Source organism: Nitrospirota bacterium, assembly GCA_016214385.1.
GTDB lineage: Bacteria > Nitrospirota > Thermodesulfovibrionia > UBA6902 > JACROP01 > JACROP01.
In genome coordinates, this window is the sequence record JACROP010000019.1 from 1 (window position 1) to 16,332 (window position 16,332).

Consider the following 16,332-nt stretch of genomic DNA (forward strand, 5'->3'; position numbering starts at 1 on the left):
AGGATAATAAATGATTGGGAGGGCAGATGGACATTAATTTAAAAAGGATATTAATTCCAGCCATCATCGCCCTGATATCTGCATCTGTGCTATTTGTTATCAGGGGTATTGCTTTCAGACTCCTTCACAAATGGGCAAAGGGGACTGAAACAAAGATTGATGATATAGTAATTAAGTCATTAAAAATACCTTCTATTTATTGGTGCATTGCCATTGGACTTTACATCGGTGTTGCCATCTCTGAACTTCCAGAAAGATATGTCTTCTATTTCAGTAAGGCTATTCATGTAATTGTGATACTTTCCATCACGATTGCCACAGCAAACTTATCAGGGAAGATATTCAAAAATTACATACAGAAATCCGCATTGCCAATCCCTACGACCGGCCTCGCTTACGGAATATTGAAGGGGACAATTCTCGTCATAGGTTTTTTAATAATACTCAGTGTCCTCGGAATCTCCATAACTCCCCTGATAACAGCCCTCGGCGTTGGAGGTCTTGCAGTTGCCCTTGCCCTTCAGGACACTCTGGCAAATCTATTTGCAGGGATTCATATACTCGTTGAGAAATCCATCAGGGTTGGAGACTTTGTAAGGCTTGAGACAGGACAGGAGGGATATGTCGAGGACATTACATGGAGAACTACAAGAATAAGGATGTTGCCAAACAATATGGTTGTGATTCCAAATAACAAGCTGGCACAGAGTATTGTTACAAACTATTATCTGCCAGAGAAAAAATTGTCCTTATCGATTCCTATAAGTGTAAGTTATTCTTCAGACCCTGATGATGTGGAAAGAATTGTTATTGATGAAGTAAAGAAAGCAATTGGCGAGGTGCCGGGTTTGCTCAGAGAGCCAGAACCTGCTTTAAAGTTTATTCCTGGCTTTGGTGAAAGTTCTCTTAATTTTACACTGGCTTGTCAGGTAAACGAATTTGTGGATCAGTTTCCCGTCCAGCATGAATTGAGGAAAAGGATCTTCAGGAGATTCAAAGAGGAAGGCATCGAGATACCGTTCCCTCACAGGACTGTTTATCTGAGGGAGGAAAAGGATTGGAAGAAAGACTGACACCGTTTCATTTTGAACAGTGCATAAGCATTCTTAAATCTACAGGCAAGAAGGCACGGAATCTCCGCGAGCTTAGAAAGATCATTTCTGAAGTGAGTGATGAATCCATATTTCATCATACATATCAGTATTTTTTAAAAGGACATATCCTTGAATATACCAATGACTTCGCCCACTGGGCAGGCGAAAGCCTTGAGGAAAAAGCCCTGTCAGAACACCTCTCGAATATAGACCCCTATGCCTTTGCATCAATAAATGACCTCAGAAACGAGTTGTTGCGGGTTATTGATGAGTATCTTAAGGCTTTCCCTGAGCCAAGACTTGCGATGAAAGGCGACGAATTCTATTTTAATGAGACCGTAACTATAATTTTTCCAACAAACGTTATAGCAAATAATCTTGCAGAGTTTCTTGTGGCTATAAGACATATCGATGCAGGCTCCATATACTTTCATTTCTATGAGGCAAGGATGCGACTTGGTAAGGAGGCGGATGATTTTACAAGGTGGATAGAAGATACCCTCGGGAAAAAAGAACTCGCTTCAGAGATAAGAAATATAGACCTCTTTATGTTCAGCATAGAAGGGATAAGGAATCATATAGCCGGGATGGTAGAGGCAGAAGTAAAGAAAGATATGGGGACAATATAAATGATTCAGCTCTCGAATTATTCAGGCATTGCGCCTAAGGGCGATCTCATATCGCTTTACAGGCTGTCAGAAAGACTGTCTAATAAAAGTTTCCTCCATATAAACTCAACAAAGTCAGGCGGCGGTGTTGCCGAGATACTTCAAAGGATGATACCCCTTTTGAATGAACTCGGAATTAATGCAAGATGGGAAGTTATAGGGGGCGATGAAAGATTTTTTGATATAACAAAGAAGATTCACAATGCCCTTCAGGGCAACCCGGAAAGAATCACAGAAGACATGTGGCAGTATCATTATGAGGTCAACAGGAGAAATGCAGAAAAGATTAGCCTCGATGCAGATGCTGTCCTTATTCATGACCCTCAGCCTGCTCCACTTATTGAATTCAAAAAAGATGGAATATGGATGTGGCGATGCCATATAGATGTATCAAACCCTATAATTTATATATGGAGGAATCTAAAACACTACATCAGGAGATATGATGCCTCTATTTTTTCTGTTGCCAGATTTGCAAGGGCCTTGCAAATAGATGAATTCATAATTACTCCATCCATAGACCCTCTTAGTGAAAAGAATATGGAATTAACGGGGCGAGAGATAAATGAGGTGATTGAGAAATTCCAAATACCTATCGATAAACCAATAATCCTTCAGGTATCGAGGTTTGACAGATTCAAGGATCCCGTAGGCGTGATTGAAGCATACAGACTTGTGAAGAAATACAATGATTGCAGACTCATCCTCGCTGGAAGCTCGGCAACAGACGACCCTGAAGGAGAGTTAGTCTTAAATGAGGTGAAGGAGTATGCAGCCGATGACCCTGATATACGCATACTTTTATTGCCGCCTTTCAGCGACAAAGATATTAATGCCCTTCAAAGGGTGGCAACTGTTGTTTTACAGAAGTCTTTGAAAGAGGGCTTTGGCCTTACAGTATCTGAGGCCATGTGGAAGGGAAAGCCTGTAATAGGCGGTGCCACAGGCGGAATCCCACTTCAGATAGTGCATGGTGTTACAGGCTTTCTTGTCCATTCAGTGGAAGGTGCTGCATTCAGGATAAGGCAGCTTCTGAATAATCCAGAAATGGCGAAGAGAATGGGCGAGAGTGCCAGGGAGTATGTGAGAAATAATTTTCTCATAACAAGGCAGATAAGGGATTATCTATCAGTATGGTATTCAATCGAGAATAAAGGGAAGAGCGTTCTGGAATTGTAATGCCTGATGTAGTAAAGACTTTCATAAAAGAGAATTTCTCTAAGAAGACTCTGATAATAGTGTCTAATAGGGAGCCTTATATCCATAAAAAGACAGGACTCAGCATCAAGGTAGAAAAACCAACAGGCGGCCTCACATCAGCAATGGATGATGTCCTGAAGACAACTGGAGGAATATGGGTGGCATGGGGAAGTGGAAGTGGAGACAGGGATACTGTTGATGGGAAAAACCGTCTAATAATTCCTCCTGAAAATCCTTCCTATACTCTAAAGAGAGTCTGGCTCAGCCCGGGTGAAGTCGATAACTACTATCATGGATACTCCAACCAGGTGCTCTGGCCTCTCTGCCATATAACCCTTGACAGGGTATATTTCAGGAAAAGGTTCTGGGAGGATTATAAAAAGGCTAACAAGGCCTTTGCCAGTGCTATTCTTGAAGAGGTCGGAATCGACTCGTACCGAGCTGATAAAGAGTCAGTTGTATGGATTCATGACTACCATTTATGCCTTGTGCCTCGACTGCTGAGAGAGAGCAGAACTAATTTAATAATAGCCCACTTCTGGCATATTCCATGGCCTGACTGGAGTGTTTTCAGGGTATGTCCTCATGGAAATGAGATTATTGAGGCGCTGCTATGCAATGACCTTATAGGCTTCCAGATACAACTCTTTGTCAAAAACTTTCTGGACTGTGTAAGGGAAAGTCTTGATGCAGATGTAGATTACCAGAACTCCAGTGTTACATATAATGGCCATACAACAAAACTAAAGGCATTTCCTATAAGCATAGACTACGAGAGATTCAACTTTATGGCATCATCTCAGAGATCTCTTAACATAATTAAGACGTTAAAAAACAAATACAACCTTGATCAGAATTACATAGCTATAGGTGTGGACAGGCTCGAATATACAAAAGCGCTGATAAAGAGGCTTCAGGCCATTGACCTCTTTTTTGATAGGTATCAGAAATACAGGGGCAAGTTCACCTTTATACAGATTACTGTCCCCACGAGGATGAAGGAACCGTATATCAGTTACAAAAAGACTGTTGAAGAACTCATCTCAAAAATTAATGAAAAATATTCAGCCGGTGACTGGAAACCAATCATTTACATTGACATAAAGGTCGAGCATAAAGACCTTGTTGCTTATTACAGGATGGCTGATGTTGCGATAATAAGTTCTGTTTATGACGGAATGAATCTTGTTGCAAAAGAGTATGTAGCCTCACAGGTCGATGAAAAAGGTGTACTTATTCTCAGTGAACTTGCAGGCGCAGCAGAAGAATTAGAAGGGGCAATACTTGTAAATCCGTATGACATAGAAGATTTTTCAGATGGTATAAAGAAGGCACTGGAGATGTCATCGAAAGAAAAAATAAGCAGGATGAAAAACCTGAGGAGACAGGTAGAAGAAAATGATATTCACACCTGGATATACAGTATCCTCCACGAAATAACTACTGTATCTTCCATGAAGACTCAGCGCCTTAACTATCTCTTTGACCACTTAAAGAATATACCAAAAGACAATATTTTAATTTTTCTCGATTACGACGGCACGCTAACTCCGATTGTCGGGTCCCCTGATAAGGCTTTTCTCTCAGATGAAATTCGTTCTCTTCTCGCGAGACTAAAGAAACGTGTGCCAGTAGCCATTATAAGTGGCAGAGCATTGAGGGATATAAGAGAAAGGGTTGGAATTAAAGATATAATCTATGCAGGTAATCACGGTGTAGAGATATGGGATGGCAAGGAAAAAGTCAGGAGTCAAGAGTCGGGAGTCAAGAGTTATGCATTGAAAGAATTCCTGAATAGATTAAAAGGCGCATTATCGCATATAAATGGCGTGATAGTTGAAGACAAAGGCATTACTGCGAGTATACATTTCAGGATGGTAAATGCGAAGGATGTTGGGAATCTGTTTGACACCTTCTGGAAGATAGCAGGAGACTATGAAGACCTGTTCAAGATAACACCCGGCAAAAAGGTTTTTGAGATAATGCCCCATGGGATATGGCATAAAGGTGATGCAGTTTTATGGATATGGAAAAATCTCGGCAAAGGTAGAGTCCCCATCTACATCGGTGACGATACCACAGATGAAGATGCCTTCAGGGCGATAAAGGAAAAGGGGATAACCGTTTGTATCGGTGGAAGCCTTGAGGCAGAATACTATTTGAAGGGCCAGGACGAAGTAAAAAGTTTTCTTGAATGGATCGAGGCAAAATAGTATAATTTAATTAGCTGGTTTTCTCGACTTTAAAGTTATATTTTAAATCCTTTTCTCAAAAGCTTGTTTGGAGACCATATGTCACACCCCAAAATCCTGGCTTTTATTTTAGCAGGCGGCAAGGGAGAGAGGCTATTCCCCCTCACCGTGGAACGCTCAAAACCTGCAGTTCCTTTTGGTGGCTGTTACCGCATTGTTGACTTTGTCCTGAGTAATTTCATCAACTCACACATTTTTTCTATTTACCTCCTGGTCCAGTACAAATCCCAGTCGCTAATCGAGCACGTGAGGGAGAATTGGGTGCTTTCTCCTGTTGTGTCTGACCATTTTGTGACTGTAGTCCCACCGCAGATGCGTATGGGTCCGGAATGGTTTCAGGGCACGGCCGATGCTGTCTTCCAGAACCAGAACGTAATTCGCCGTCACAAACCAGGGCTGGTAGCTATTTTTGGCGCAGACCACATCTACCGCATGGATATCCGTCAGATGGTTGATTTCCACCTTGAGAAACGTGCCTTTGCCACAGTAGCCGCCCGGCCTGTACCACTGAGCGAGGCCAGTGCATTTGGGGTTATCGCCACCGAGGCTGATGGCCGCATTACAGGATTCGAGGAGAAACCTGAACAACCCAGGCCCATGCCAACAGATCCCGAGCGTGCTTATGTTTCGATGGGCAATTACCTGTTTAACACCGATGTCTTGATTAATGCGTTAGCAGATGCGCAGAGGAAAAAACAGCACGATTTCGGTCGCCATGTGTTACCCAGTCTGGTGGACACCGGTAAACTATATGCTTATGATTTTGCTAAGAATAAAATCCCTGGCATCAGGCTTTACGAGGAAGAGGGATACTGGCGCGACATCGGAACCATTAAGGCCTACTGGGATGCACATAAGGATGTACTCGGCCCGACGCCCCTATTCGAACTGAACAATGAACAGTGGCCCATACACCCTGCACATTATGTGGGGCCAGCAGCAAAGATATTACGTGGAGACATTATAAATAGTTATATTGCTGAGGGAACTGTAATAAATAACGCGGTTATACGTAGTTCGGTAATCCGTCGAGGGGTAATTGTCGAAGATAACGTTGAAGTTTCAGATTCCATTATCATGGATTACGTAGTGCTGAAGAGAGGCTGCCGGATACGGAATGCAATTATTGACCGTTTCAGTGTGGTTGAGAAGGGCGTACAGATAGGCTATGATGTTGATGTTGACCGCTGGCGTCTTCATGTGGACGCCTGCGGGGTTGCGGTTGTACCGAGGGGGCATGTGGTGAGGGCTGAACCTGTCAAAGCAACTTTAAGGACCAGTGGAAAAACAATACGCGATACTGAATAAATATCCTCGAACCTCCAAAACCTCAAACCCTGTTTAACAATTAATACAAATGCAAAAAATAAATTTACAAAATCCCCTCAGTTACCCCGAAGCGTCGGGGCAACGACCTACATCCCCCTTTTTCTCGCCTCGGCGAGTCGCCTGTGGCGACAAAGGGGGACTTTGCGAACCCCTCTTTGGAAAAGCAATTCTCTTTTTTGTCCCCCTCTTTGGAAAAGAGGGGCAAGAGCCTGCCCCTGCATGTATTAAGCAGGGGGGAGATTTTATAAATGCAAAAAACATTTTGCGTTTGTATTAATATGTAGAAGAACCAACAATAATAAAACAGAATGAATAACATAGTATTAAGAAAAGAGGTTCAGGAAAGGCTTGATGAGATAAAGGAGGCTGACATCGTTGTAGGTATTCCGAGCTATAATAATGCCCCCACAATTGGCCATGTTGTAAGGGCTGTGCAGGCAGGCCTTGCAAAATATTTCCCTTATAAGAAAGCTGTTCTTGTCAATTCAGATGGCGGCTCTACAGATGGTACAATGGAAGCTGTCCAGAATGAAACGATAGAAGATTTCCAGTCAATACTCATTACCCACAGAGTAGGCCCATTTATCAAGATAACCACTCCTTATCATGGAGTCCCCGGCAAAGGGAGCGCCTTCAGGACAATCTTTGGAATAGCAAAGACCCTTAATGCAAAGGCATGTGCTGTTGTTGATTCTGATCTGAGGAGCATAACGCCAGAATGGATAGACCTGTTGTTGAGCCCTGTAATAGATGGTGGTTATGACTATGTTGCCCCTTACTATCTCAGGCACAAATATGATGGTACAATAACAAATAGCATCATTTATCCGCTTACAAGGGCATTATACGGTAAAAGAATCAGGCAACCAATTGGCGGAGATTTTGGTTTCTCAGGTGAACTTGCATCTTTCTATTTAACTAAGGACGTCTGGGATACGGATGTTGCAAGATATGGGATAGATATATGGATGACAACCACAGCAATTGCCAATAACTTCAAGGTATGCCAGTCATTCTTAGGAGCAAAGATACATGACGCAAAGGAGCCGAGTGCAGATTTGAGCGAAATGCTACACCAGGTTGTGGGCTCTGCCTTTGACCTTATGGAGACATATGAAGATATCTGGAAGGCTGTCAGGATTTCAGAGCGCGTGCCTACTTTTGGTTTCCAGTTTTCTGTTGGCCTTGAGCCTGTCTCTGTCAACCTCGACAGGATGATAGATAAGTTCAAACTTGGTGCAAAGGAATTATGTAGCGTGTGGGAGGTGTTTGTGCCCAAAAAAGTACTTGATTTTCTCTGCGAGGTAAAAGAACTCTCCAGGGACGACTTTAGAATTCCGGATACTTTATGGGCAGAAATTATATATGCATTTGCTATAGCGTGTCACAAAAAACTCTTAAATAAAGAGCATCTCTTGAAATCGCTCACCCCGCTCTATCTCGGCCGCACAGCATCTTTTGTGATGGAGACATGGGACAGCAGTGCAGCAGAAGTTGAAGAAAGGATAGAGAAGCTATGCAACAGTTTTGAGAATAAAAAGGATTTTTTACTTAAAAACTGGGATAAATAAATCGAAGATTCGCAACGAAAGGGGGTATTTATGGACGATATAATGAAAAGAATTGTTATAGAGCCGTCTAACAGGTTTTTTGATAAAGTCCTGGAATTTCTGCCTCATCTCCTGATGGCGATCCTCATACTTATTACAGGTATTATCCTTGCGATGATTTTAAAAGGATTATTCTCCAGGTTTTTCAGGGTCATAAACCTGGATAGGTTTTCAGAGAGAGCTGGCCTGATGGAGATGCTCCGTAAGGGTGGGATAAAAGAATCTGCGTCCAATCTTCTGGCAAAGATAATAGGGTGGTTGACAATTGTTGTTTTTATAATACTATCTGTTCGTGCCCTTGATGTACCTGCTGTTGAGCGAATTCTCGAGAAGTTTTTCCTCTACATGCCAAATATTTTTGTGGCTGCCCTGATACTCTTCTTCGGTTATCTCCTCAGCAATTTTTTTGGCCGGGCTGCATTGATTGCATCTGTAAATGCGGGTTTAAAAGTGTCAGGTTTAATAGGTAAGCTCGTTAAGATTACTGTGTTCCTCCTTTCAATTACAATGGCCCTTGAACAGCTCGGCATAGGAAGGGGGACTATCGTAGTGACTTTTGCCATAGTCTTTGGTGGAATTGTGCTTGCCCTTGCAATTGCCTTTGGCCTTGGCGGTAAAGATGTGGCAAGAGAGTATCTGGAGAAAAAGCTCAGGGGCGAAGAAGAAAAAGATGATATCGAACATCTTTAAACTCAAATCCAGAGATATTGGAGTTTGGAATTCGGCGTCCTAAAGGTTTTAACCTGATAATCCCCTGTAGCTTGTTACAGGGTTACCTTTTGTCATTCTCACGAAAGTGGGAATCCAGAGAAATCAGCTTTCTGGATTCCTGCTTCCGCAGGAATGACATAAACTGCCTAAGTATTTTTATGCCCTTAGCGGGTTCAAGTTTGTAACTTGAACCCGAGTATTTTATATCCAAACTTAGTGGTTCAATTTTGCAAATTGAACCCACAGGAGGAGAGGTCATATGAAGGAGATAAATAGATGAACGGTGCATTATTCCAGGGTTCATGGAAGATAGCAACGATAATGGGGATACCAATAAGGGTGCATTTCTCATGGCTTATTATCTTTGGTTTAATAACGTGGTCTTTATCTACTTACTATTTCCCGAAGGCAGCCCCTGAGCTTCCAGTAGCCTCTTACTGGATTAAAGGCGCTATGGCAGCTATGCTGCTTTTTGCCTCGGTTGCATTTCATGAGCTTGCCCATTCATATGTGGCGAAGAAATACAGGATATCTATTCACAGCATCACCCTTTTTATCTTTGGCGGTGTTGCCCAGATGAAGGGCGAACCCCCACATCCAAAAGCAGAGTTCAGGATAGCGATTGCAGGGCCGCTATCGAGTTTCTTCCTGGCCTTTGTCTTTTTTATATTTTATAGGGTCTCAATCAATCCAGGACTTACAGCCCTTTATGCGTATCTCACCCAGATCAATCTTATTCTCGGTGTATTTAATCTTATACCCGGCTTTCCAATGGATGGAGGGAGGGTGTTAAGGTCAGCTATATGGAAAAAGACAGGTAATTTCTTTTATGCCACACGCATGGCCTCGAGTTTCGGGCAGAAGATAGCAATCTTCTTCATAGTTTTTGGGATGATAGCTATCTTTACGGGTTTCCCGGGTGGGTTATGGCTGATGTTAATAGGCTGGTTTCTCCATACTGCTGCACAGACCAGCTATCAGCAGGCAAGCCTTCAGGAGACGCTTTCTGGAATTAAAGTCGAAAATATTATGATTAAAGACATGATAACTATTAGCCCGTCAATAACGATAAAGGATGCGGTGAATGAGTATTTTCTCAAATATGGCTATGGAGGATTTCCTGTAATAGATAATGGAAGATTCATAGGTGTTATAACTCTTAAAGAAACCAAGGATGTACCGAGAGAAGAATGGGAGAAGGTTAAGGTAGCTGATGTTGTCGTGCCTCATAACAGAAGATGGGAGGTATCACCTGTGGATGATGCCATGAAGGCTCTTGAATTGATGATAACAGAAGATAGGGGCAGGCTTATGGTTGCAGATAACGGCAGGATTATAGGCATGATTACCCGTAACGGCATTGCGCGATATGTGCAGATTATGGGGAGATAATACAGGAATTAGTTAAAGGGTTACGACAATCTCCAGCTCTTTTTCTCCCAACAAAAATCTCTTCCTCAAAACCCTGACCTTAACAGTATCGCCCTGTTTTTTATAGAGGAGAAATATCTTTATGTCATCTATACTTCCAATCCTGGTATCGTCCAGTGAAATGATAATGTCATTTTCTTTTAACCCGGCCTTTTCTGAGACGCTGTCTTTGGGGAAGCCCTCTATCTTTACCTTCCCATCTTTTTCGCTTAGCGTGACCATAAACTTTGGCGAAGAGGGTAGGGTTATTTGCTCAGGGAACAGAATATAATCAGCAATATCCCTTTCGGGAGCTGTGTCATTCAGTATTATTGCATAATCGAACCCATTGCGCCTGAATGCCCTTTTTGGAATTCCAGAGCCAAAAGACATATGACCATCTCCTGCAAGTACAACCATTTGATGGTCAGGATTTTTTCTGAGGAATTTATCTATTGATTGAGCCATGGTCTCATCCCATAGAATCTGTGCCTGATAGAAGAGATCAAAGTTCCTGTTTTCTGACCCTTTATGTTTTTTAAAAACCTCCCTGAGGCTATTCTTGTATTTTTCATCTGTCAAATCCATGCTCTCTGGCATCTCTCTCTTTTCCTCTTCTGTCAGGGAATCAAGGCCGGCTGTCGAGACTTTATTTACAATTTCTCTGCTTATATTAAGGGCTACTACAGGTATTTTTACTTCCCTTGCAAACTCTATGATATCCCTATAGAGATTGTAGTCAAATCCCCATCTCTTAAAATACTGAGATGACTTCAGAAATTCCTTCTCGTCCATCTTGCCTGCTATATAATCATCCAGCGCCTTTTGAAATGGCCTCTGAAACATCTCCATGCCCACGGCTATTTTGGGATTTTTCTTGTAAAGGGCCTTGATTACCTCAAGTTGAACCATATGATGTTCATACCTGTCGTGGGCTTCTCCAACATAGATTATCTTTTTATCTGAAACCCTGTTTATTATTTCATTCATGTCCAGGATCTTTGCTACCGCGACGCCAACTACTGGTCCTGTCAAAGGCATCCTTAACCCCCTTTCGCTTTTATCGATCCTTTTTTCAATATTTTCCCCTTCTTTAAAAGCAACCATGCTGTATTTCCCATAGTGAAATATCTTTTTAGCCGCTGCATTTACCTCTTCTTTTGAATCACCACATGCAATGGCGATTACCCTGAGCGAATTCCATGGATTTTCTTTTATCATAAATATAAAGCCTGAGGGCTGATATTCTATCTTTCCAAAAAGCCGTTTGACAATGATGTTTTCACTGCCGAGGACGAGAAGCGAAGATGTTTTTATGTCCTCTTCCTTGACTTCTTTTTCTTCTTTTACGCTAAAGCCTTTTCTTTTGAAAAGTTCGACCATATCAGAATAGATTTCTCCATCTTTTTGTGGGAGGACTATCAGCCTTTTTTCATCTCCAAGAAGCCTTGCTATTACAGGGGGGATTTCTTTTGAAGATGGTTTTCTGAAGACATCATAGTCTTCATCGAGGATTATCTCTGTTGGTCTTCCCCCGGTAAAAATTTCAAAGCTCTTTTTTTCACTGTTAACCCTTACGACTTCCTTTATTTCACCCCTGTCTGTTTTAATTATAACCGGAATGTCGAGGATATATGGTTTCCCTTTCTGGACAATATCAAAGGCCGCTGCCCATTGAGCACCTTTTCCTTTTATCTTTAGGTTTTTTATCTCCAGAACAAGAGCTCCTTTTTCGTCCAGCCATTGTCTGAAAAACCAGCCAAAATCTTTCCCTGAAATCTCTTCAAACATTCTCTTAATATCAGCCCAGGATGCCTTCTGAAATCTCTTTTCTCCTATAAAGGCTTTAAGAGACCGATAAAACCTCTCTTCACCCACAATTTTCTTGAGCATGTGAAAGACCATTGCCCCTTTTCCATAGCCTATGGCCTTTGATGCAGGGTCTGTCCTGCTGATGAAATTCTTAAGTGGGATTTCATTTCCTGAAGTGACATAACTTTCGTAGTCTATCAGAATCTGTTTTCTGTATTCTAAACCTCTTCCTTTTTGCTCTTCATATAGGTAGTCTGAGAGATATGTGGTCAGCCCCTCTGCCCAGTTTCCCTTTTCATAATCAATATAAACGAGGTTTCCAAACCACTGGTGGAGTATTTCATGCCCAAGTGATGTCTCTACGATAAATGGGAGTCTCACCACATCCTGTCCAAGAAGGGTGAAGGTTGGCATTGCATATCCTGTTGGAAGAAAATTTTCTACAACCGAAAATCTTTTATAAGGATATTTCCCTACAAGCTTTTCGTATAACTCTAAATATTTTTTAGTATATTTCAGATAGGTGCTTGCAAGGCTGATATCTTCAGGAAAAAAATAGGCATAGATGTCAATACCCCTGAAGCTTTCTTTTACGACTTTATACCTGCTCGCTATTAAACTTATACCATCAACCGGATGTGGGAACTTAAAGGAAAATTCCCTTACACCTGACTTTATTTCAGCCTTTATCTCCTCTGCCTCTGATACAGCCTCGTAATCTTCCGGGAGCGTTACTGTCAAATTATAATAGGAAAGCCCTTCTATGGCAGGGTACCAGTTTCCTGTGAGAAATATTCCTTTTTTGCCAATAACACTCTTTGAGACCACTCCATAATTTGTGGTGTCATCTAACCTTCCATCATTTTCAAACGTTGCTTCATGCACTATTTCGAGAATACTGCCTTTCTCATGCCCGGAACGGGTCTCTGATTTTATCCCGAAGGTGCCATTTCCAATTTCTGGTTTTATGGGTTTGCCATTAAGTTTTACAGAAATGATATTGAGGTTGTCTGTATGAATTAAAGTCTCTCTCCCATCAGGCAGGGTGATTCGGGATATGCCCCTAAGAAGACTCTTCTCTATATCAAAAGAAACATCAAGGGCATGAAAGGGCATACCTTTTTCTGCCATGGAAACCCGTGGGAGTATAAGCAAAAGGATAACTATTAATATATACTTAAGTGTAGAAGAATTCATTTTAGTATAAATCTGGTGACTGCTTTATTCCATCCTTCTGGCCCGATTCCTTCTGCTTTAATCCCGAACTTGATTCGGGATTCAATCCGTTCGATTACTTGCGGGTCGTAACTTCCATCGTATTTCTGTACGAGAACTGGATAATCGACCTTTTCGAACATGGATATATCATTAGGACTGTCGCCGAGGCCGACAGTTGTGATGTCTCCTGATTTTTTTCTGTAAAGCCCTTTTAATATCTCAATGGCCTTTCCCTTATCGCTATCTCCGAGGATATGAAAGAATCTTCCCTGAGTATAGTTGAAGCCTCTCGATTTTATTGATTTAAAGAGTAAGGGCAATTCATGAATTGCCCCTGCAAATATGAACGGCTCGTCAAAATCCCTCTCCTTTGCCATTTCTGCTTCATCAATGCTCATATTCGCAATCTCTGCAATCTCCTTTGCTGTCATATCTCCAAAGCCTTTAAGATTGAAACCGTCTTTTCGTAATGTCTCGATTGCCTTTCTTAAGTCAGAATATTGTGCCCCAAGTCTGATAACATGGCAGTCATCATCTTCTGAAAATCCCCTCTTTTCCGTCATTCCCGCAGTCCTTAAGCGGGAATCCATGTCTTCCTGGATTCCTGCTCCCTGCTTAATGCCTGCTGGGACATGTTTCGCAGGAATGACATTTTCATTGTCTTTTACTGTGAACTCTGAATTTTGAACTTTAAACTTAAAGTAGTCCTTAGGTATAAATATCCCTCCACCGTTCTCGGATATAAATGGATGATGATTGCCGAGCTTCTTTCTGTAGTATTCGATTTCTGCCCTTGTCTTACTTGAACAGATGACAAGTGGTATGTCCTTTTTCTTAAGCAACTCAATGGCTGGTCCTGCCTTCTCAAAAGAATATGTATGGTAATCAAGAAGTGTTCCGTCAAGGTCTGTAAAGATAATGAGATGTTTGTTTTCCATTATTTATGGTTTCAGATTTTAAAATCATCAATATGCAATCAGAATCTGCAATCCCTCGTCATTCTCCTATAATCTTTACCAGCACTCTTTTCTTCCGTCTTCCATCAAACTCCCCATAGAATATCTGTTCCCACGTGCCAAAGTCCAGTTTCCCATTAGTAACAGCAACCACAACCTCCCTTCCCATAATCTGCCTCTTTAAATGTGCGTCTGCGTTATCCTCACCGACATTGTGGCGATACTGTTTCACAGGTTCGTGAGGTGCAAGTTTTTCCAGCCAGACATCAAAGTCGTGATGAAGGCCGGATTCATCATCATTGATAAAGACAGATGCAGTTATATGCATGGCATTCACAAGCACAAGCCCTTCTTTGATACCGCTTTCTCTCAGACATTCCTCGACCTGTGGTGTAATATTTATAAATGCCCTTCTTGTCGGAACATTAAACCAGAGTTCCTTGCGAAAGGTTTTCATAGTTACTCCTGACAATTGTTTTATTAGATAGTAAGGGTCTCTTTGGCAATAAATTTTTCCTTTTATCCTATCACCACTATCTGGATGTCCATAACATTTGTCCCTGTAGGGCCTGTAATGAAAAGGCCATCTATTTTTTTGAAGAAGTTGTAAGAGTCGTTATTTTTCAAATATTCATCAGGAAAGAGTCCAACAGCCCGTGCTCTCTTAACAGTCTCTCCATCCACAATTGCCCCTGCTGCATCTGTTGGGCCATCTGTTCCATCTGTTCCTGCTGAAAGCAGGGTAATCCCATCAATGCCGTCTATCTCTATAGCAAATGAAAGTGCAAGTTCCATATTCCTTCCACCAAGACCATTGCCTTTAACGGTTACTGTTGTCTCCCCACCTGAGATTAGACAGATTTTCTCATGGCGCTTCACGCTTAACGCATCACGGGTTTCTATTGCCTTTTTAGCAAGCCATTTTCCAACATCCCTTGCCTCGCCTGTAATCTCTGATGATATTATCTCTGTTTGTAAACCGTGTTCTTCTGCCTTTTTCTTCGCAGCCTCCAATGCTTTTCTATTACTTCCTATGATTATGTTTTCAATCCTTTCAAATATTATGTCTCTCTCTTTTGGTGTTTCTGGCATTAGCCCGCTTGTTCCGTTATGAAGGACTTCCAACACACTATGAGGAGACCTCTCTATTAATCCATATTTTTCTAAAACCCGTAAGGCGTCATTAAATGTCGTTTTATCAGGAGATGTAGGGCCTGATGCAATTACATCGAGTCTATCACCAATTACATCTGAAAGTATTAAAGAGATTATTTTTGCAGGATAAGCAAGCCCTGCAAGTCTGCCTCCTTTGACCCTGGAGATATGTTTTCTCACTGCATTGAGTTCATTAATATTTGCTCCAGCCCTGAGAAGTAATTGAGTAATCTTCTGTTTCTCCTCAAGGCTAATGCCATTATATGGAGACACAAAGAGGGCAGAACCTCCACCTGAGATGAGACATATCACGAGGGTATTTTCATCAGCATCTTTCAGGAGCCTTATTATCTCCTTTGTGCCGCGTAATCCGTTTTCGTCAGGCACCGGATGACCAGCCTCGTACATCTTTATTTTTGACCCCTGACCCCTGATCCCTGACCCCTGACCCTCGCAATGTCCATATTTCGTAATCGCTATTGCAGCATCTATTAAATCCATCAAACTATCTTCCATTGCCTTTGCCATGGGGCATGCTGCCTTACCAAAACCTACAACGATTAGTCTGTTGAAATTACCTCTTTGATAAGTAGAGCGGATTATGTCTGTATAAAAGTTTACTGAATCATAAAGATCAACCGCCCTCAATGAGGCATAAAATATTTCGGTGGCTAATCTTTCATTAGTTATACCTTGCATATGTTTAATTATACTAAAGAACTCTTATTCTCACCCAAATCCCGATTTAGAAAATGCCTTTTTCTTATAACTCCCCTCCCTCACCCTAACCCTTGTATGTTATGTTTTATATAGAACTTGGCAGACCGTCCAAAAACCCTTGGTAGAAAATACCGTGGGAGAGCATGGGTCGTCAAGTTCATAAATCCATTAACCCGAACAGTTGCCTGAGTCTCAAT

Annotated in this window: 12 protein-coding genes; 8 read left to right on the forward strand and 4 right to left on the reverse strand. The window is 41.8% G+C overall.

The window, feature by feature from the left end:
* The first annotated feature begins 32 nt into the window (after nt 1–32).
* The 8 genes from HZC12_01100 to HZC12_01135 all read left to right on the forward strand — a co-directional run bounded on the left by HZC12_01100 (nt 33) and on the right by HZC12_01135 (nt 10,256).
* A complete protein-coding gene (locus tag HZC12_01100; protein ID MBI5025331.1) occupies nt 33–1,073 on the forward strand; it encodes a mechanosensitive ion channel family protein in 1,041 nt (346 codons plus the stop codon).
* Entirely contained in the window at nt 1,058–1,723 is a 666-nt protein-coding gene (locus HZC12_01105; GenBank protein ID MBI5025332.1) for a hypothetical protein, read from the forward strand. Before HZC12_01100 ends, HZC12_01105 begins: the two co-directional genes overlap by 16 nt.
* Nucleotides 1,724–2,941: a glycosyltransferase gene (locus HZC12_01110; GenBank protein ID MBI5025333.1), complete on the forward strand. Its 1,218-nt coding sequence runs from the start codon at nt 1,724–1,726 to the stop codon at nt 2,939–2,941.
* Nucleotides 2,941–5,175, forward strand: coding sequence for a bifunctional alpha,alpha-trehalose-phosphate synthase (UDP-forming)/trehalose-phosphatase (locus HZC12_01115; GenBank protein MBI5025334.1), 2,235 nt, complete (start codon nt 2,941–2,943; stop codon nt 5,173–5,175). The genes HZC12_01110 and HZC12_01115 overlap by 1 nt, the downstream gene beginning before the upstream one ends.
* A gap of 78 nt (nt 5,176–5,253) precedes the next feature.
* Nucleotides 5,254–6,522: a glucose-1-phosphate adenylyltransferase gene (locus HZC12_01120; GenBank protein MBI5025335.1), complete on the forward strand. Its 1,269-nt coding sequence runs from the start codon at nt 5,254–5,256 to the stop codon at nt 6,520–6,522.
* Nucleotides 6,523–6,851: 329 nt separating this feature from the next.
* A complete protein-coding gene (locus tag HZC12_01125) occupies nt 6,852–8,114 on the forward strand; it encodes a glycosyltransferase (protein MBI5025336.1) in 1,263 nt (420 codons plus the stop codon).
* A 30-nt stretch (nt 8,115–8,144) separates the two neighbouring features.
* Nucleotides 8,145–8,843, forward strand: a complete 699-nt coding sequence (locus HZC12_01130; protein MBI5025337.1) for a hypothetical protein — start codon at nt 8,145–8,147, stop codon at nt 8,841–8,843.
* A 297-nt stretch (nt 8,844–9,140) separates the two neighbouring features.
* Nucleotides 9,141–10,256, forward strand: a complete 1,116-nt coding sequence (locus tag HZC12_01135; protein ID MBI5025338.1) for a site-2 protease family protein — start codon at nt 9,141–9,143, stop codon at nt 10,254–10,256.
* Between the two features lie 12 nt (nt 10,257–10,268).
* Here the strand turns inward: HZC12_01135 and HZC12_01140 are convergent, their stop codons facing one another.
* The 4 genes from HZC12_01140 to HZC12_01155 form a co-directional block, all read right to left on the reverse strand.
* A complete protein-coding gene (locus tag HZC12_01140) occupies nt 10,269–13,283 on the reverse strand; it encodes a ChaN family lipoprotein (GenBank protein MBI5025339.1) in 3,015 nt (1,004 codons plus the stop codon).
* Entirely contained in the window at nt 13,280–14,242 is a 963-nt protein-coding gene (locus HZC12_01145) for an HAD-IIB family hydrolase (protein ID MBI5025340.1), read from the reverse strand. The genes HZC12_01140 and HZC12_01145 overlap by 4 nt, the downstream gene beginning before the upstream one ends.
* Nucleotides 14,243–14,300: 58 nt before the next feature.
* Entirely contained in the window at nt 14,301–14,717 is a 417-nt protein-coding gene (locus tag HZC12_01150) for a YjbQ family protein (protein ID MBI5025341.1), read from the reverse strand.
* A gap of 62 nt (nt 14,718–14,779) precedes the next feature.
* Complete coding sequence (locus HZC12_01155) at nt 14,780–16,114, reverse strand: glycerate kinase (GenBank protein ID MBI5025342.1); 1,335 nt, start codon at nt 16,112–16,114, stop codon at nt 14,780–14,782.
* Nucleotides 16,115–16,332: the final 218 nt, after the last annotated feature.